The following is a 19,655-nucleotide window of genomic DNA, read 5'->3' on the forward strand; positions in this document are numbered from 1 at the left end:
TTTCAGGCAGATCTCGGATCTGTCTTTTCGTCATGCATTTTTTGCGAATGTAACAGCAGGAGTATGTCTGGTCATATTCCAAACATACTCCTGTTCTTTTACGTATTTGATTAGCTTAATGACATTACGCGTATGCGGAGCTTTCTTACGCAATTTGGAGTTTTACAATATAACGAACAAAAATCAAGATTTTTAACTTTATTTAATTCTGTTCATAGAATGTTAATGAATTATCTCTGATAATATGTTATAATAACTCGTATATTGATGAATATTCAGACATTAACATATGTATTCAAACGACTTTACGAAATTACATCTTTATGATAAATTTCTGCGTGAAGGAAAGCTTATATATGTTAAAAAGAATAATTTAATTACAAAGGAAGGGTGACGGCTATTATAATAAACGCATTTTGCTTTCAAAGCCAAGGATAATTGTTCCTTTTTAACTTCATATTTTATTACAGGCGTTTCACAAAGGACAGTTTTTCTTTGTAATGCGCTTTATTTTGATTTCAAGTTATAATAATGCGCAAAGCATATGCGAAATGTTTTTACAACTTAACGGGCTATAGTGATTGTTTTTTATAGAAAGGGGTATTTCACTTATGAAAATAGTATTTAAAAGGTCTTTGGGAATTATTTTATCTGCACTTATCTTCTACAGCATTAATTCTGATAGTTTGGCTGAACTGTCTTTATTCTCCGAACCATTAACTTCATATGCAAAAAAGGATGAAAAAGTCGATGAAAAAGAAGATGAAACGGAAATAAGGATCGACAAATCATATTTAAAGGTCGGCGAACAGCTTAGTATCAGTAATTCTGAAAAATATTCATTGGTATTCTACGTGGATAATGTGAAAGTTGACAGTTCACCGTTCATTTTAGCTCCTGAATATTATGAAAAATGGATCAGAGTTGAGGCTTATGATACTGACAGCGGTAAGCTCGTCTCAACTGACAGCGCATTTTTCAGCAACCTGCCTGTAATATACATTAATACTGATGATAAAAAGGAGATCATATCAAAGACAGATTACAAATCCGGTGACATGATTATCCAGAATAATACAGATTCCTCTCAAATTTATTCCGGAAGCATAAAGATCAGAGGAAGAGGCAACTCGGCGTGGCTCTGGCCAAAGAAACCGTATCGTATCAAGCTTGACAAAAAAACTGATCTGTTTGGCATGGGAAGCAATAAGAACTGGGTCCTTATTGCAAATTACCTTGATGAAAGCCTGATAAGAAATACAACTGCTTTCCAGATCTCTGAAGAACTCGGATTGACAACTATGCAGAGTGTCTGGACTGATGTTGTGCTGAATGGTGAATATGCTGGCAATTACCAGCTTTGCGAGCAGATCCGTATAGACGAAGACAGAGTAAACATATTTGATTGGGAAGCTGAGGCTAAAGAAATCGCTTCTGCTGTATATAAAAAGGAAAAGAAAGCAGGTAATAATCTTGATAAAGATGCACTTGAAGATCAGTTGACCACCGATCTTTCATGGGTAACTACAGGCGTTTTTTCCTTTAACGATATGCTCTACAATATTAATGCTTATTATGATGTTGAAGATGATATTTCCGGCGGATATTTATTTGAGCTTTCAAACGAATTTGATGAAATATCCAGGTTTCAGACTGATGCAGAACTGAAAGTAATGATTAAATCTCCGGAATATCTGAAAACTGATCCTGATATGATGGACTATGTTCAGAAATACTGGCAGGATTTTGAAAATGCCTATATGTCTGAAGACGGATATGTTGATACTGATGAGGGCAATAAGCATTACACAGAGTTTGCAGATATTGATTCGATGGTTTCATACTGGCTTGTAATGGAAATAATGGGAAACAAAGATTCAATATATAAAAGCAGATATGCGTATAAAGACAAAAATGAACTGATCAAGTTTGGTCCTGTCTGGGATTTCGACTGGGGCTGCGGATCCTTGGCTGTAGGTCCGGAGGCAACTGGCTGGAAAATTACGAGATATAATAATACTCAGAATTTCTATAAGGAGTTTTTAGACGACCCATTGTTCATAAGCAAAGCAACTGAAAAGTATTGGGAGATTCGTCCGTATCTTGAAAAACTTATTGAGAATAACGGTATAATAGATTCGGAACATGAATATTTAAGCAAATCGGGTGATGCTGACAAAAACAGATGGGACAGACATAAGACCTGGCCTGATACAGCGAGAGGCTTTGAAGGTGATATCACAGCATTTAAAACATATCTGACTGACCGTATTGCCTGGCTGGACAAACAGTTTGCTACAGATAAAGCGTTGCTTAACAGTATCAGGACGCCGCACAGTTCCTTCCCGTATGTGAAATCCGACGACATAATAACAATTGAATCAGCAAATGCTTCTGAGGATAATATTACTGGAAATGCGCCGGCTGATTATGTTATCGAGACAGGAAAAGACCTGCTTCTTGATGTGCAGATAAATGATGCTGCAACCAAATCGGTCAATATCTATGTAAACGGTATTTTTTACGGTAACGAAACAATCAGCAACGGTAAAATAGGATTTGAAGTTGCAAATGATACACTGACTGCCAAAAAAGGAAATAAGAATGTGATCTCATTTATCGGAAAAAATGCAGACGGGATCACAACATACAAAAACTTTATTACAGTTATTCAGAATGATCCGCAATTGGAAAGCTCACCGTCCTTTAAAAGAATCAACCTTGTTCTTAGCGGAAAAATAGGCGTTAATTTTTATCTTGACCTCTCTTCACTGACAGAAGCGGAAAAAGAAGCGAGCTATGTAGAATTTACAGTAAACGGAAAGACTGCAAAAGATACCTATGATGCAAACTTCGTGAGTAATTCAGGACAATATTACGGATTTACTTGTTATGTGACCTCTGCTGAAATGGCTGATACCATTACTGCGGTTTACCATTATGGTGTCGGTCAGACTTTGACAAAAACATATTCTGTGCTTGAATATATCAACAAAATCGAAGAAAACGCAGACAGCTACGACGCAAAAACACTTGATCTGATCCATTCAATTGCTGATTACGGTCATTATGCGCAGCCATGGCTTGCCGAAAATAACAACTGGACTGTCGGCAAAGAACATATCGCTATGGAAAAGCATTATACCGATTCATATTCATATGAAAGCGTTAAGGAAAATGTGGAGCCGTTTAAGCGAATACTTGATCTTGGCGGATCTGATATACAGCAGATAACATATTCACTTTCATTAGATGCAGCGACCGAGCTTAACATCTTTATTCAGCCCAAGAAAGAATATGACGGTGAGGTTACTGTTACGATCAACAAAGATGGTGAACCTGCTTCATACAAGTCTGTAAAACAATCCGATAACCGTTATAAGATCACGATCCCGAATATTTCAGCTCATAAACTTGGATATACTTATTCTGTTACAGCTGCAACTTCTGACGGCACTGCGACCTGCAGCGTATCAGCCCTCTCGTATATCTACGCAATACTTAACTCTGATAGCTATGATGATACCGCAAAAAATGCAGTTTCCTCATTCTACAATTATTATGATGCTACAATGAAGTATCTTGATCAAAACTAATGAACCAGAAGGAGATAAATGTATGAGACAATATATAACCCCAGTTATTGAGATTACAGAATTTAAAACAGAAGATGTAATCACTGTAAGTGTCAAAGATGTCAATACACCTGAAGTTGACGGATAATCTATGCGCTGACTTATTGTAAGTCATTTGCGATCGGCAGCTGCAGTTCTGGTCAATTCAGCTTTTTACAAATAAAACGCTGCGTTTCACATTGCTAAGGAGTAGTATTATAAGCTCACCCCTGATGGTTTCTGATCATCAGGGGTGATTTTTATTATACTATGATTCGCAGCGATCGCCTTGGAGTTATTTCATTGAGCATGGGCAGGGGATAATCGTCAAAGTTTCAGAAATTATCCTGTGACTATTTTTATGAATTAAAAATTTTTTTAAAAAGATGTCTGAATATTATTTCCTGATCCGTTTGTTATATATGAAAGGCCGATAAGATAAGATCGGTCGGAAGCTCAGGCGCCGGGCTCAATACACTACAAAATATTATAATTATGGAGGCATTAATTATGACAAACATTAAAAGAAGAATCTCAGCTTTTGTGGCAGCATTCGCTATGATGGGAGCAGTTATCGTTCCGGCTACTGCCAGGTATGTAACAAACGAAACAGTTATAGCAGCAGCGGCAGCGTCTAAAGTAGTTACAGGCGAAGTATATCATTGTGACGAATCTCCTCTTAAACGTGATGTAATGGCAAATACTAAGTTCAAGGCTGAACCGCATGAAAGTTCAAAAACCATTGCATCTGTCAAGAAAGCTACAACAGGAAAGAAAGTATACCTTACAAAGTGCTGTATAAATAATGAAGGTATATGGTATTATTCAAAGTATGACAAGGGTTGGGTAAAAAGAGACAGCATAATTCCCGGACCAACGGGAGCCGAAGAAATCATTTTTAATTCTCCTGTTAGGGCTGATGCAAAGGCAAATACCAAGTTCAAGGCTGTCCCGTCTGGAAGTTCAAAAACCGTTGCATCTGTCAAGAAAGCTACTACAGGAAAAAAACTTTGTCTTACAGAGTGCGTTTTAACAGATGAAGGTGCATGGTATTATTCAAAGTATGATAATGGCTGGGTAAAAAGAGACCAATTAATTATATATCAGGATTGAAGATCATACATGAAAATATCAGCTTTTGTCTGAAATAGCGATATAACATTGCTTTTGCGATGTTATATAGAAAACAAACTTAAACCAATAAAAAAATAGTTCGAGTATAAACTTAAAATACTATCAAAAATTATGGAGGCATTAATTATGACAAACATTAAAAGAAGAATCTCAGCTTTTGTGGCAGCATTTGCTATGATGGGAGCAGTTATCGTTCCGGCGACTGCAAAGTACATGATAAACGAATCAGCAACTGAAGTTTCAGCGGAATATATACCGTTTGGAAACTATAGTATTAATTACAGAGCTGATGTAAAGGCTAATACAAAGTTCAGGGAAAGCCCGTCAAAAAACTCAAAGGTAGTTGCCTCGGTCAAGAAGCGTACTTACGGAAAAAAAGTACATTTTGAAAGAGTTGTTTACTATAATTTCTATAAAGATTCCGAGTACAGCTATTTGAATGGCACATGGTACTATTCAAAGTATGACAAGGGCTGGGTAAACTCAAACGATATAATAACGAGCTGATTATCTGCCGTATGTCTTTGGCAGTGCAGTAATTGACAGACAGATGCTGATTTTATACAGGACATAGAACTGGCATTGAACAAAAAAAGATGTAAGAGACAAAACTCTTACATCTTTTTTTGTATATAATCCGCAGCTGACAGCGGATTTTAACGGCGTTTTTTTAAAGTGATTCTTTCATTTGCTGCTCCCGGTCAGGCTTATGTCTTTGATTCACCACGAGTTTTGATCAGGTCTATAAGTTTGAGTTCTGAGAGGATCTCACCCTCGATCGGATATGTATCTTTAAGCTTCATAGCTGCCTGATACTCTTTTTCGGCAGACTGCGGATCCTGCTTGTACAGCAGATGGTATGCATACATCTGTCTCCTTTTGGATATAAATGTTTTTCCAGCATTTGCTATGAAATTGGCAAGCTCTTTATCATATACGGCATCTATTTCATCAGCAGGAGCGTTGTTCATTATCTTGCAGAACATCAGCTCGGAACGGCTCTCAAGCTGATAATAGGGGATCGTATCATCTTTTGAACCTTCATCAAAGAGCTTTTCGGCTTCTTCAAAATCAAGACTGTCGATGAGAGCTGCGCCTTTGATGAGTTTTTCAGCAGCCTTATAGAATCCTTCACTTTCCAGTTCGTTAAGTTCTGACGGTACCTGAGAAGGAGTCAGACCATTGAACAGAAGTCCGTTAACTTTGAGCATTTTATATATTGCCGTTCTTTCGGATGGATTAAGCAACATCATCAATATGTTATAGCCGTCATTAGGCACTTGTATTTTAAGAGGAAGCAGATTCGTTAAACTGAATAAACCTGATATGAATCCCAATATCAGAAAAAATACCTTCAGTATCATGCTTTCAGCCGAAAATGCGATCGGAAACGCTATAAGAGCGGTGAACAGATTGAAAAGACCGCCGCCTGCATGATAAAGCAGAAAAGGTGCCTTCTGAGGGTCATCACTTTCGGGAGGCATAAGGATACACTGTCCTCCGGTACCTTTTATAGAGAGCTTTTTAAATTCATATTTATTGTTGCGTTTTATAAGTGTCATAGAACCGACTCTGAGTAAAAGGTACTTATATCCGGTCAGCAGACCGAAAACAAGATGGCCGCCTTCGTGTATGATAATTGCCAGAAGACAGGCAGCGAACAACGAAATCAGTATGGTCAGCAATAAAGCGACTTTTTCACCGGTGCTTCTGCCTGCTGAGATCAGCTCAAGCTTTGACAATAGTTTACCTGAAAAAATTCCGCCCAAAAGGCAGCCGATCATAAATGAACCTATCGCAAGTATTTTCTTACCATTTTTTTTCATGATATATCTCCAATTACATTAGTTTAAAAATAGTCCTGATTCAATAGTGCAACATCGAAAAAAGCCTGACGTTACTATATTAAAACCAGTTTTTCAGTATTCATAGACGGTTTCATATCCTGAACCGTTTATGATCGCTCAGTCCGGTTCGTTTGTCAGTTCATAGATCATAGTGTGATCTTTGGTCTCTTCTGTGAGAACTCCATTTTCAATAGTTACAGGTGTTCCTTCGTCACTGTGATCTTCTTTCAGATGATATTTCATTTCTTCAGGATCAAAGAAGTATCTGTACTCTTTTTCAGCTCCGCCGGAGTGAGCTTTCAGGAAAAACTGCCCGTCTTCAGTGATTTCAATAAACATATACATACTTTTGTCCTTCCATCCGTTTGCATATGTTTCGGAGCAGTCTTTCCCACCGATTATGAACTTTACCAGGCGATATCTGCCGGAATTTTGCTTGAAAAAATTATCGTTCTTCATATGTTTGCTCCTTTGTTTATCAGTGGATTGCTATATTTGCGTTGAATTTCCGTATTTTTCTGTCTGCAACAGATTTTTCTTACGATGATTATACACCTAAATCTTAGATATGTCAATATACCGGGATGACGTGGTATTCGCAGATCCGAGCGCGAAGGGGTGGTGCTGTGAAAAGCTGTAAATAATCAGGAGAATACTTGAAAGTAACAAAGGCTTATGATATAATGGTTAAAAATAAATTATTTCTGAAAACACTTTGAGTTTTGACGTAAAAACGGTACTAATAAATGGAAGGTCAAATCACGCATCTGAGAGGAGGGAGCTCCCCATGGATAACGGTGCAAGTAGCTACCGCCGTTTCCTTGCAGGTGATGATGAAGGACTGCTTGAGATAATCTGCGGATACCGCACGGGTCTGATACTGTATCTGAACAGCTTTGTTCAGAACATTCATACAGCCGAAGAGCTGACAGAGGACACTTTTTCTGAGCTTGCGATAAAATGTCCTAAGTTCGGGGAGAAAAGCTCCTTCAAAACGTGGCTCTATGCTATAGGCCGAAACATCACGGCTAAATATCTGCGCAGGCATCCAAGCTCCGTCATCGTTCCGCTGGAATCACAGGAATGTATTGCCGACGAGGAAAATATCGAGAGCAACTACATAAAAAGCGAACAGAAGCGCATGGTACACAAGGCTATGCACAGCCTAAGATCAGAATACCGTCAGGTATTGTATCTTTCCTTTTTTGAAGGATTCAGCAATGAGGAAGCCGCAATGATAATGAAAAAATCAAAGCGGCAGATAGAAACCTTGCTATATAACGCTAAAAAAGCGTTAAGATCTGAACTGGAAAGGAGCGGCTTTGAGTATGAAGAATGATCAGGAAATGTATCAAAGTGTTCTTTCCAAACGAAATGAACATAGAAAAAAGAAAGAAAGACAGCTCCGGATAATAAAGCGTACTCTTCCTGCTTTAGCCTGTTTCTGCCTGTCTGCCGGCTTGTGGGCTGCTTTCAGGGAACGTCCTGAAAAGCTTCCGGCTATATCTGACTCTCAGGGCATGACCGAAGCAACGACGACTGCAACAGCCGTAACGGCATCGACAGCTGTCAACGTGAGCACTTCTGCCGCAACTACAGTTTCTGCGTCGAAAACTACCATTACCGCTTCGGCCGGTACCGGCAGGACGACAAAGACCACAGCTGCCGTTACGGAAACAGCAGCAGGCACTCAGACACAACAGACGACAGCTCAGCAGACAGAAACAAAGCCAACTTCAACGGCTGCGACAGTCACTTCGGCTGTGACCTCAACCGCTGCGACGACATCGGTGACCACATCATTCGGAGATATGTCGATAGATCCGACCCCGCCTGACAAGCGGATATACCCTTTGCAGTTTGACGATATGGAAGCTGCTGTCAATGCCGTCCTCCACCCTGATATAGTGCTGGCATACGACGACGCAGAATCAGCCGCCGTTTATTCAGGTATGTTTGAGAGATTCAGGGACGAAGGCTTTATCTGCCGGGTGCAGGAAAATGAAAACATAGAAATTCTTGAGGGGAATGGTGTACTGCTCCATCCAAGCACTCAGAAAGAGGATACCGGCGTAAGCTATCTTGTAAAATACAAGGGCAACAATTACCGTGTGAGATTTTTCTCCGCTGACCCAGATATCTCAGACGGCACAAATGGTATAGCGGACTATCTCAGGGAGCGCACCGGACGCGAGGAAACCATGAATATGAGCATGAACGGTCAGTATATCAGTATATATACTGCCGACCACCGTCAGTGGTTCATGAGCGCATTTATCGACAGCAAACACTATTTCGATATCAGCACCCTTGCGACCGTGGAGGATTTCATATCCTTTTTGACCGAGTTTTCTTATGAAAAAATTGATCTTGAACAATGAGGTGATATTATGAGAAAGAAAATAATGGCGGCTCTTATCGCTGCACTGTGCTGCATGGGGACAGTTCCGTGTACTTCACTTGCAGTCACAGCGGAAAGCAGTTCTTCCGAAGCCGCTGCCGATAATTACGGATTTGACATAAGCGGTACCAAAAAGCTTACACTTGCCGATGTAGCGGAGCTCTCGAAAAAGGGCTATGAGCTCTCACTGCACGACTTTGAGCCCTACTCCGGCAAATGGTACATCAACGATATCTCCTGTGCAGCAACCTTTGATCTTGACGACGGATTTTTCCTGAGCATACACGGGGATACAGCCGGAGTTCCGCAGTCTGTCTGGCTTTACAAGGACGATTCAAGAAACGGTCATATCGATATACGTCAGGATGATGTGGAGGCTTATATCTGGAATATGACGAATAACGAGGACGATCCGGAGTACGCCGCAAAAAAGGCAATGACCCTTGATGATGTCACAGAGCTTTCCAAAAAAGGCAGCGATATCTCATGGGCTGATCTTGAAGGCTACAAGGCTCGCAGAAATACTTCTTCATCGGGTACGTTGTCCTATTATTACAGCCTTGAGAACGACTATATCCTCATTGCGGACGGAACTGAGGAAGGTATAGATAATCTCCTCCTCACTCACTATAACTACAATAACAGCACCGACATACGCAAGGGCGGAGTAAAGGAATTCATCGACAAGGATTCAGTGTTTGAAGTCCCGGCAAAGGAGTACAGCTTTGACGATATTTACAGCATGACCACCGAAGAGGTGGCAGAGCTGTTCGCGGAAAAAGAGCTGACACAGGAAAAGGGATACCGCGTATATTATCAGGGCAAAGACGCTGAGTTCATTTACCGTTATGACAGCGCCGCTGTGCTTTACCCGGATAATTACCTGATAATGCAGATAGAGGACGGGAATGACATGAGATACTCCCCCACCGGAGAGCTCAGGAACTTCTGGAGCAATGACGGTTACGTATGGAATCGGGAAAAGGTCCTAAAGTCACTTGGACTGCCTGGGGAATACTTTGACGTTTCTGTGACGACTTCACTTATCAGGAAGCCTGACTATGAAGTGAGCAAGTCCGATAATACCCCTGATCTTTCCGGCTATGATGCGTACTGCTCCTGCCTGATAAAGTGCAGCGCCGATGATGAGAAGGAATTTGCGGCTCTGATGAATGCTGCAAGGAATTACGTGCAGCTGCACCCCGATCTTTATATGCTCAGCACAGACGAGGCTCTGCCGTATTACGGTCAGATAAAAAGCTCCGCACAGAAAATAGCGGAGGTGATATCAGAGTATATGCAGAAGAGCTCCATTCCGGGAATAACTTCCTTTAAGGCAGGAGAATCATCCGGAACCGTGTCTGTCACCTATCCTGAGGAGTACGATGAACAGGTAAGAGCTTACGTTGACGGTATAGATACCGAAGGCGTCAGGATAGAGTTTGAACCTCACGGCAAGGGATATGATCTGAGCGGCAGTATCACCGCAGAGGACTACGCGGACAGTATCAGCGAGTATATGAAAAAGAACTCTATCCGCGGAGAGGCTTTAGTCATTCGTGAGGACGGCGTAAAAAAGATAAGCGTGGGATACTGGGACGAAGCCTGCGAGCCTCAGATAAAGGCTTATGTTTCCCGACTCGGTATCAGCGAGGAGCTGATAAAGTACAACCATTACGAATGGACAGCGTTTAATAATGACGCCGAAAATACACAGCCACTTAAAGGCGATACCAACTGCGACGGTCAGGTGGATATGGGTGACGCTGTGCTCATTATGCAGGCTCTTGCGAATCCCAACAAGTACGGCGAAAACGGCACTGCCGAAAATCACCTTACACCTCAGGGAAAAATAAACGGAGATATGGACGGCAACGGTCTGACTGTAGGCGACGCGCAGTCGATACAGCTCACGCTCCTTGGTATCGCAAATGTTACTGACCCGCTGGAGCCGGCAACTCCGCAGCCTGTCAGCTTCAGGGATACTGATTCTGCCGTCAAGGCTATAAACTCCGGTGATGTAAGCGGCTATACCGAAAAATACCGGGATGATTACCTGAAAATGTTCGATTACTTCCAGAACGACGGATATATATACCAGGTGAAAGCCAATGATGAGATAAAGCTGAACGATGAGTACGGTACAGCTCTTTTTCCAAAGGCTGCTTATGAAGATTACGGTACGGGCTGCTATGTGACATTCAGGGATAAGAATTATCATATCCTGTTCTATTACGCTGACGTAGATGTACTTTCCGAAACAGACGGCATTGCCGAGTACCTCATAAAGCGAATGGGGCGCAGGTCTGACAAGGAGATCACTGTAAATGATAAGAATGTCAGTCTGCTGCTGCACGAAAACGGTCAGTGCTACGCCAACGCTTTTATTGACGAGAACCACTATTTCGATGTGATCGGAAGTGTGTCCGAAGAGGAAATGACAGAGTTCCTGAATGCCTTTGAGTACGAAAAACTGAGCATTGACAGCAGCGATATAAAAACCGCTGTCGACTGGTATTCAGATACAATGAACGAGATCGTCAGCGGCTACTGGGAGATCGTCAATCCAGGCAAGGATCACAGCGCTGTGATAAAAAACACAGACGAGCTCAGAACATATCTTGAGGTCCTCTGCCGTGAAAAGCTCATCTCACATTATCTTGAAGTATACGATGACAGCTTTTTTGAGAAAAATGTGCTGTTTATGGATTCCATCTATCAGCCCTACGGCTACGGAAGTTCTATCTATGAGATAAATGATATCGCTTTTTCGGACGACACTATAGATATTTCCGTAAAAACTCTGACTAACGGGGGATCAGATGTGATATCGCTGAGTATCGCAGTGATATCTGTTCCGAAGGAGAAATACAGCGGACAGACTGTCAGCTGGACGATAGAAAAACTTTTTGTTTGAATAAAACCGAAAGCTCCGCATATGCGGAGCTTTTTCATCAGTAGATTTGGATTACATAGGCAACCGCTATTCTTATCGGAATATCATGGCTGAACTGGGAAAATCTGTATCAGAGAGCACTCTTTTCTTTTTATTCAAAGTATGGTATAATAGTATTGATCACATGAAAGGAATTAACATATGAAAGTATTTGATTTCGATAATACCCTGTACCATGGAGAGAGTTCGGTTGATCTCGCTCTGTACATGATAAGGAATAACAAGAAGATCATATTGTATCTGCCTAAGATATTTGTAAACCTGATAAAATATAAGCTATGTCTGGTCGAAAAGAAAAAGATTGTCGCAGGTATCAATGATTTCCTTAGTAATGTACTTCACGGCAAGGAAGAGATATTCGGTGCAGTAGATGGATTCTGGGAGAAAAACCGATGTAAACTGGACAGGGCTATGCTCGGCAGGATAGAACAGGATGACGTTATAATAACCGCAGGACCGGATTTCCTTATCAACGGCATACGAGATCTTATAAATACTGACCATATCATAAGCAGCAGGATAGACGCTGATAAAATGAAGGTCAGGTATCTCAACTTCGGCGATAACAAGGTAAAAGGCTATAAGGCTTTGTACGGTGACAAACGTATAGACTGCTTTTATACCGATTCCTACAACGACAAAGCTCTTATGGACATATCAGACAAGGTTTATATTGTAAAAAAAGGCAGACTCAGCAGAATAAAATAGCAAGTCAGTACCTATGTGGTTTCAGGTACTTGCATGGTATTTATTGTGAATTGATAAGGTACATAAGCTCTCCACTTTGTGGAGCTTTTATATATTGCAGGAGCAAATATGAACAAATTGTTAACTTTTACTTTTGACTTTTCAATTGTTGTAATAAGTGATATAATATACTAAACGCTTTATTCGGCCTAATGTAAACTATAAGTATTTTTAAAAGGAGGACTAAGCAATGAAAAAAACGTGCAAGAACATTACTGCATTTATTCTCTCACTTGCTGTATTAGCAGGAAATGCAGTAAATATTCTGCCAGACAGCAATGCACTTACGGCAAGAGCTGCAGATATTTCTGCTTCGGAAGTGCTGGGAAAAGACGAATCATATTTTGATGCAGAGACAGGCACTCTTCATCTCAAGGGCTATGTAAGAAACAGCAGTGCCGGCGATGGCATTATACTTCCTTACGGAGTCAGCAAAGAAGAGGTCGAGAATATAGTCGCCGAAAAAGGGACTGTATTGCCTGAAAACTGCCACTGTTTATTCTATGGCTTTGCAAATATCCTGTCTGTGGATATGAAGAATGCTGATGCGTCAGATGTAACGGATATGTCCGGTATGTTTTCTTTTAATACCGCTCCAAAATACATTGATGCAAAAGCGTATGATAATCCGTGGTATGATTTCTGGGGAGCTGGTGAGCCGTGGCTTGAAAGAAGTGTTAAGATTGACGTAGCAGGTCTGGATACAAGTAAAGTGACCAATATGAGCGGTATGTTCTCTGACGTCTATATCGGACCGCTTGATCTCAGCAGCTTCAACACAGGCAATGTTACAGACATGAGCGGTATGTTCTATAAATGCGTTCTGCGCAATGCACTTGATCTCAGCAGTTTTGATACGGGCAATGTTACTGATATGCAGGGTATGTTCTGCAGCAGCCTTATTGATTCAGTCGATCTGAGCAGGTTTGATACAGGCAATGTTACTGATATGGAAAATATGTTCTGGCACAGTAACTTTGACGCACTTGATCTCAGCAGCTTTGACACGGGTAAGGTTACTGATATGGGTGGTATGTTCTGTGAATGTTACCGCCTTGAATCGCTTGATCTCAGCATTTTTGATACAAGTAATGTAACTGATATGAGCGATATGTTTGAACTATGCAATGATCTTACGACGCTTGATATCAGCGGCTTTGATACATCTAATGTTACGAATATGAGGAGTATGTTCAATTCGTCAAGTGTAAGATCATTAGATCTGAGCAGCTTTGATACCTCAAATGTTACTGATATGGGCTGGATGTTTTCAGATTGTTCTCTTCTTGAAAGCATAATCGCAGGCGATAAATGGTCAACAGGATCAGTTACATCTGATACTCATATGTTCTTTTCTTGTAAAAGCCTCATGGGCGGAGCAGGAACAGCATATGATGAAAAACATATTGGTACTGAATACGCTCATGTTGACGGCGGAAGGAATAATCCCGGATACTTTACTTACGCAAGAGCTGCAAAGGATAAATCTTACTTTGACAGAGAAACAGCTACTCTTCATCTCAGCGGTCTGGTAAGGAATCGCGGTGCATATAATGGCGTTATACTGCCTGCAGGAGTTAACGGGGAAGAGGTAGAACATCTTGTTGCCGACAAAGGAACTGTTCTTCCTCAGGATTGCAGTTTCTTCTGTATAGGTATGCCGAATCTTAAATCCGCAGATCTTAAAAATGCTGATTCTTCAGATGTAACTGATATGAGTTTCATGTTCGCATTATCGGATGACAGCGGCTGTAACCTGACCTCCATAGATGTCAGTGGATTTGATACATATAATGTTACAAATATGAAGGGTATGTTTAAGTGCTTCGGCGGTACAAAACTTGACCTCAGAAGCTTTTGGACTTCTAATGTTAAAGATATGTCTCAGATGTTTGAAGGCTGCAGATGCTTGTCAGATCTTGTCTTTGACTTTGAATTTTCTACAGAATCGGTTACAGATTTTTCCTTTATGTTCTATGGCTGTTCAAATCTGAAATCTGTTGATACCCAATATAGTTTTAGAACGATCAGCGCAGAAAGTATGGCAGGTATGTTTTCAAACAGTGGTGTAACTTCTCTTGACCTGAGCGGCTTTGATACAAGAAGAGTTACTGATATGAGCCGTATGTTTGAAAAGTGCCACGGACTCACGTCGCTTGATCTCAGCAGTTTTAATACAAGCAGTGTTACTGATATGTCGGGAATGTTCACATACTGCACATACCTCAGATCACTCGATATCAGCAGCTTCGATACAAAAAATGTTACTGATATGAAGAATATGTTTTCATATTGCAACAGGCTCAGAGCACTTGATCTGCGCGGCTTTGATACAGGAAATGTCGGTAATATGAAAGAGATGTTCCTGCGCTGTATGACATTGAAGACACTTGACCTCAGAAAATTTGACACGAAAAAAGTGACTGATATGTCCGGAACATTTGCATACTGCACTTCTCTTAAAACTATATTGGTCAGCAGCAAATGGTCAGCAGAAGCTGCCTGCGGCAAGGATACATTTACAGGCAGCAGTAAACTTACAGGCGGCGCAGGTACGGTATACCGTGATAATAGCAGGAGTGTGGGGTATGCCCGCGTCGATGGCGGCAAATCAGCTCCCGGTTATTTTACTTCTACGGATGCCAAAGAAGACGAATCATACTTTGATGAGGGAACCAGGACACTTCATCTAAAAGGCTATATCCGGAATAACCCCGGCAATTATACGTGTCTTGTTCTGCCTGACGGAGTTTCGACCGAGGACGTTGAGCACGTTATAGCTGAAAAGGGTACCATATTTCCTGAAGACTGCAGCTATATGTTCTACAGGCTGCGTAATTTACAGTCTGCTGATCTGAAGAACGCAGATACATCAAATGTTACGGATATGTCCCATATGCTTGCTTTTAACGGTTTATCGCGGATGTATTACTTTGAGTTATATGAATCAGTAGATTGGTATGAGTTTACAGGTTTAAATGAATTTGAGCAGGATTATTATTATGTCACTGTTGACGACAGAGGCAATGATATCTGGCTTATAAAGCCCTGGCTTGACTCACCGCTTCGTGAAATTGATCTAAGCGGCTGGGATACAAGCAAAGTCCGGGATATGACAATGATGTTTGAAAATCGCTGGAACATTTCAAATCTGGACATAAAGCATTTTAATACAAGCAATGTTACCGATTTTTACGGTATGTTCCATGAATGCAGTTCGCTTGAATCTCTTGATCTCAGCAGTTTTGATATAAGTAATTCCACAAGTACAGCATCTATGTTTTATAATTGCAACTCTCTTACATCACTTGACCTGAGCAGCTTTGACACAAGCAATATCACAAATACAGCAGCTATGTTTTATGGTTGCAGTTCTCTTACATCACTTGACCTGAGCAATTTTGATACAAGCAATGTTACCTGTATGGATTTAATGTTTTATTATTGTTGTTCTCTTAAAACACTTGATCTGAGCAATTTTGACATAAGCAATGTTAAGAATACTTGGTTAATGTTTGCTGATTGCTGTGAACTTGAAACAATAATTGCAGGCAGAAACTGGTCGGATAACAATGTTGAAGATAGTTATGCAATGTTTATTCTTTGCCCAAAACTGACAGGTGGTGCGGGAACAGTATATGATGAAGATCATATTGATATTGAATATGCTCGTATCGACGGCGGCGAATCGGCTCCCGGATACTTTACAGCACCGAAAAAAGCTCAGGAAAGCAAGGATACGGAGGATATCTCCAGTATTATAAGTATACCTGAAGATGTGATGAACGATGTTGCATCGTATATTTCAGATATTCTGAATGACCCTGAGATCAGCGGCATAGCTGATAAAGCGGCTGACTACATTGACAGATTAACATCAATGAATGTGTACTGATCCATAGTCATAACATAATGAATTTATAAAACCAATTCCCCATGTATATGCGGTACATGGGGAATTTTTATGCCTGAAGGAAAGTCAGAAATGCAGGATAGATTTTACACTTGCTGACGGTATGAAGTACGACAAAAAGAGAAATGCTGAGTAACCGTCTTGACTCAATGCTTTCTGTTGGAGATTTTAATCCTGAATTACACTGCTTTTTGCCTGTTGATAGGATAGAATTTATTAAGGAATTGGATATAGGCAGGAGAACAAATTTATTTCAGCTGCTGAAAGAATAATGCTTGTATAATAAAAACCGCAGCAAAATAATTGTGGTAAATATGTTCATAAAAAGTTTACGATTTAAGCCGCACATTTCCATATCATCATTCGTTAATGCATATAAGGAATTTTATTCTGATAAACCGCAATTCACTATTGCGTTTATGAATACATCGTTATATAATGAAAGTAAGCAGTTATATACTGCAGATCTATGATATGGCAGGTGACGTTATGATGTTAAAGAAACTCGCAGCTGCAGTTATAGCAGCATCGACAGCAATTGTTCCTTTTTCTGCAGGTGATGTGAATGTACTTACACCGATGGGCGTTTATGCGGAAGAAGCAGGGAACGCGGCTTCTGCTCCAGGCTGGATACCTGATGATTTTGAATCTGCGCTTGAATTCCGCAACACCTATGGAGCTACGCATATCGAGGACGGTTTGATCTGTATAGTCCTTGTCAATGAGGATGCGTTTCCCTCTGACTCGGATATGCTTCGCTATCAGATCGTAACGACGGAAAATGTCATGGAAACACTCAGTCATAAGGTATATACCGCAGATGATACAAAGTCAAAGATCGAGGTCTATGTATACAAACCTGTAGTGCAGGGAGATATTGAAGTTGCAGTTGTTGACACCTGGTTGAAATCATATTCGCTTGATCTGGGATATAATCATGCGTCGGCGTATTATACTTTCACTGCCGACAAGAGCCTAAGTGTCACCGAAACTGATATCTGCAGCTGGCTGCCTGACTGTGAAAAGGAATACTGGGATTATGCAGACAAAAACTCCCATTTATCCGTAAAGGACAATTATGTCGTTTTCTGTCTCTCTCATGGCGCAGGCACGGGTTATGAATGGACTTTGAAAGATGAGGGAAATAAGTGCTTTGAGCTTAAAACAGTAAGTGATTGCAGCTCTGTATCTGCTTTTCCTATTGATGGAGGACAGGTCAATACGATCTTCGCATATAAGGCAGTCAAGGACGGCTATGATAATATATCATACGATTTCGGAGCAGTTTATGCCAGTGATGAAGAGGGCAAAAAAACTCTTACTGCCGACTGTGCGATTATAAACGATGCGCAGACGGTACTTCTTTCGGGAGATATGAGAGTTACTCTTGTTGACTATGACACGGGAGAGCTCCTTACGATCGCAGACGGCGCAATGCCGGCAATATGGACAGATATACGCCAGGTCACTCCGGAAGGCGAGATCAACTGCAATATGCAGCCCTCAGGATTCAGGAGCAATCCTGCCATAGTAGGTTTAGGCAGCTTCTTTGACAGCTATGATTTCTCATTCGGCTTAGGTTCTGATGGCCTTCCTGTGGGATATTGCCTTCCTGAGACTGAAGAAAAAACAGCGGGTTATTACAACGGAACTATCGTCCCCGATGATCATATGACCATAAAAAAATATGATAACGACACTGCTGATGTTGTGTTCAGACTAAAAAAGAGCAACGCCAGCAGTAAGAGATCAACAATAATCACTTTTTATGACACAGATACAGGAGAGCTGATAGATATTCCCAGTGAAAAATCCCATATCTGTAAATACACAACGCAAGAGCCGTACACAAGTGAGACATTTGATATTACCTCCAACCCCTGCAAAATCGATTCGGATCAGGTATATGAGCCGTCATACAGCTATTATTTTATGCCTGAAACAAGATCAGGCTGGTATAATTACCTTCAGTTTGAGACAACATCTGAAAATTCTGACTGTATCGAGCTTGTTTGCAGAATGAAATGGAATCCGAGCGGTGACTTTAACGGGGATAATAATTTCAGTATCTCAGATGTTATTCTTCTGCAAAAATGGCTGCTTGGCTCAACCTGCACGGAAACTGCCGATTTTAAAGCCGCAGATTTCTGCCGCGACAACGTGATAGATGTATTTGATCTTGTACTTATGAGGCGTGAGCTTATAAACCAAGGCTGCTTATATGTTGAACCGGATGTAAAAGTCGGATATGCACCTTTAACTGTTCTGGAAGATGACCTGAAACTGTATATTGGTCCCGATGAAAGCTACGGATACTATGAATATATAAGTATCCCCAAGGGAACGGAGCTAAACGAAAAAGGCTATCAGAATGATAATGACAAATGGATATTTGTATTTTACCAATGCCGTTATGGTTGGATCAAAACGGTCAAAAAGGATAATATTACGCCCACGATCAGGTATGAGGTAGTCTGCGATAAGCCCGTGATCTACCTCTATCCCGAAGAAGAGACCGATGTCCGTGTGGAGCTTGAACTGACGGAAGCAGACCTCTCCACAACATATCCAAAGTATAATAACGGCTGGGACGTTGTAGCGTCGCCTGACGGTTCTCTTCTCAACAAGGCTGACGGTACACATCATAAGTACCTGTTCTGGGACGCAGTAAACTGCCGTACCAGATTTGATTTCTCGAAGGGATTCTGTGTAGCGGGAAGCGATACCGAGAGCTTCCTTAAAGAAAAGCTCACATATATGGGACTTACCGAGGAAGAGATGAACGAGTTTATCGTATACTGGCTGCCTAAGATGGAGCATAATGCGTATAATCTCATTTCTTTCCAAGGCGATATCTATACTGATTCAGCCAGGTTGAACATTACTCCGGAACCTGACAGCCTCCTCCGCGTCTTTATGACGTATGTTCCCCTTGAAGACGCAGTTGATATCCAGACGCAGCAGCTTGTGCCATTTGAAAGAAATGGCTTTACGGTTGTTGAATGGGGCGGCAGTGAGCTCGAAGGCGGGCAGTGAAAAAACT

The 19,655-nt window shown here is 41.0% G+C and carries 11 protein-coding genes; 9 read left to right on the forward strand and 2 right to left on the reverse strand.

Annotated elements, in window-relative coordinates:
- Nucleotides 1–611 precede the first annotated feature (611 nt).
- The 3 genes from QZZ36_RS07020 to QZZ36_RS07030 all read left to right on the forward strand — a co-directional run bounded on the left by QZZ36_RS07020 (nt 612) and on the right by QZZ36_RS07030 (nt 5,255).
- The gene (locus QZZ36_RS07020; RefSeq protein ID WP_295078977.1) at nt 612–3,596 is read left to right on the forward strand and encodes a CotH kinase family protein; all 2,985 of its coding nucleotides are present in this window, start codon (nt 612–614) and stop codon (nt 3,594–3,596) included.
- Nucleotides 3,597–4,124: 528 nt separating this feature from the next.
- Nucleotides 4,125–4,727, forward strand: coding sequence for a hypothetical protein (locus QZZ36_RS07025; protein ID WP_295078980.1), 603 nt, complete (start codon nt 4,125–4,127; stop codon nt 4,725–4,727).
- Between the two features lie 147 nt (nt 4,728–4,874).
- Nucleotides 4,875–5,255 carry a hypothetical protein gene (locus QZZ36_RS07030; RefSeq protein WP_295078983.1) on the forward strand — a complete coding sequence of 127 codons (381 nt, stop codon included), beginning with the start codon at nt 4,875–4,877 and terminating at the stop codon, nt 5,253–5,255.
- Between the two features lie 200 nt (nt 5,256–5,455).
- Here QZZ36_RS07030 and QZZ36_RS07035 read toward each other — a convergent pair whose 3' ends face one another.
- Both QZZ36_RS07035 and QZZ36_RS07040 read right to left on the reverse strand, forming a co-directional pair.
- Nucleotides 5,456–6,574, reverse strand: a complete 1,119-nt coding sequence (locus QZZ36_RS07035) for a hypothetical protein (protein WP_295078986.1) — start codon at nt 6,572–6,574, stop codon at nt 5,456–5,458.
- 138 nt (nt 6,575–6,712) lie between these two features.
- On the reverse strand, nt 6,713–7,054 hold the full coding sequence (locus QZZ36_RS07040) for a hypothetical protein (RefSeq protein ID WP_295078989.1): 342 nt from the start codon (nt 7,052–7,054) through the stop codon (nt 6,713–6,715).
- 328 nt (nt 7,055–7,382) lie between these two features.
- Between QZZ36_RS07040 and QZZ36_RS07045 the strand changes: the two genes are divergently transcribed.
- The 6 genes from QZZ36_RS07045 to QZZ36_RS07070 all read left to right on the forward strand — a co-directional run bounded on the left by QZZ36_RS07045 (nt 7,383) and on the right by QZZ36_RS07070 (nt 19,648).
- Nucleotides 7,383–7,934, forward strand: a complete 552-nt coding sequence (locus QZZ36_RS07045; RefSeq protein WP_295078992.1) for a sigma-70 family RNA polymerase sigma factor — start codon at nt 7,383–7,385, stop codon at nt 7,932–7,934.
- Nucleotides 7,924–8,976: a hypothetical protein gene (locus QZZ36_RS07050; protein ID WP_295078995.1), complete on the forward strand. Its 1,053-nt coding sequence runs from the start codon at nt 7,924–7,926 to the stop codon at nt 8,974–8,976. The genes QZZ36_RS07045 and QZZ36_RS07050 overlap by 11 nt, the downstream gene beginning before the upstream one ends.
- Before the next feature lie 9 nt (nt 8,977–8,985).
- Nucleotides 8,986–11,913 carry a dockerin type I repeat-containing protein gene (locus tag QZZ36_RS07055; protein ID WP_295078998.1) on the forward strand — a complete coding sequence of 976 codons (2,928 nt, stop codon included), beginning with the start codon at nt 8,986–8,988 and terminating at the stop codon, nt 11,911–11,913.
- A gap of 180 nt (nt 11,914–12,093) precedes the next feature.
- Entirely contained in the window at nt 12,094–12,660 is a 567-nt protein-coding gene (locus QZZ36_RS07060) for a haloacid dehalogenase-like hydrolase (protein WP_295079001.1), read from the forward strand.
- Between the two features lie 229 nt (nt 12,661–12,889).
- A complete protein-coding gene (locus tag QZZ36_RS07065; protein ID WP_295079004.1) occupies nt 12,890–16,594 on the forward strand; it encodes a BspA family leucine-rich repeat surface protein in 3,705 nt (1,234 codons plus the stop codon).
- Between the two features lie 507 nt (nt 16,595–17,101).
- Nucleotides 17,102–19,648 carry a dockerin type I repeat-containing protein gene (locus QZZ36_RS07070; protein ID WP_295079007.1) on the forward strand — a complete coding sequence of 849 codons (2,547 nt, stop codon included), beginning with the start codon at nt 17,102–17,104 and terminating at the stop codon, nt 19,646–19,648.
- The last annotated feature ends 7 nt before the right edge of the window (nt 19,649–19,655 follow it).

This window comes from Ruminococcus sp. (assembly GCF_016287535.1).
In the GTDB taxonomy this organism is placed as follows: domain Bacteria; phylum Bacillota; class Clostridia; order Oscillospirales; family Ruminococcaceae; genus Ruminococcus.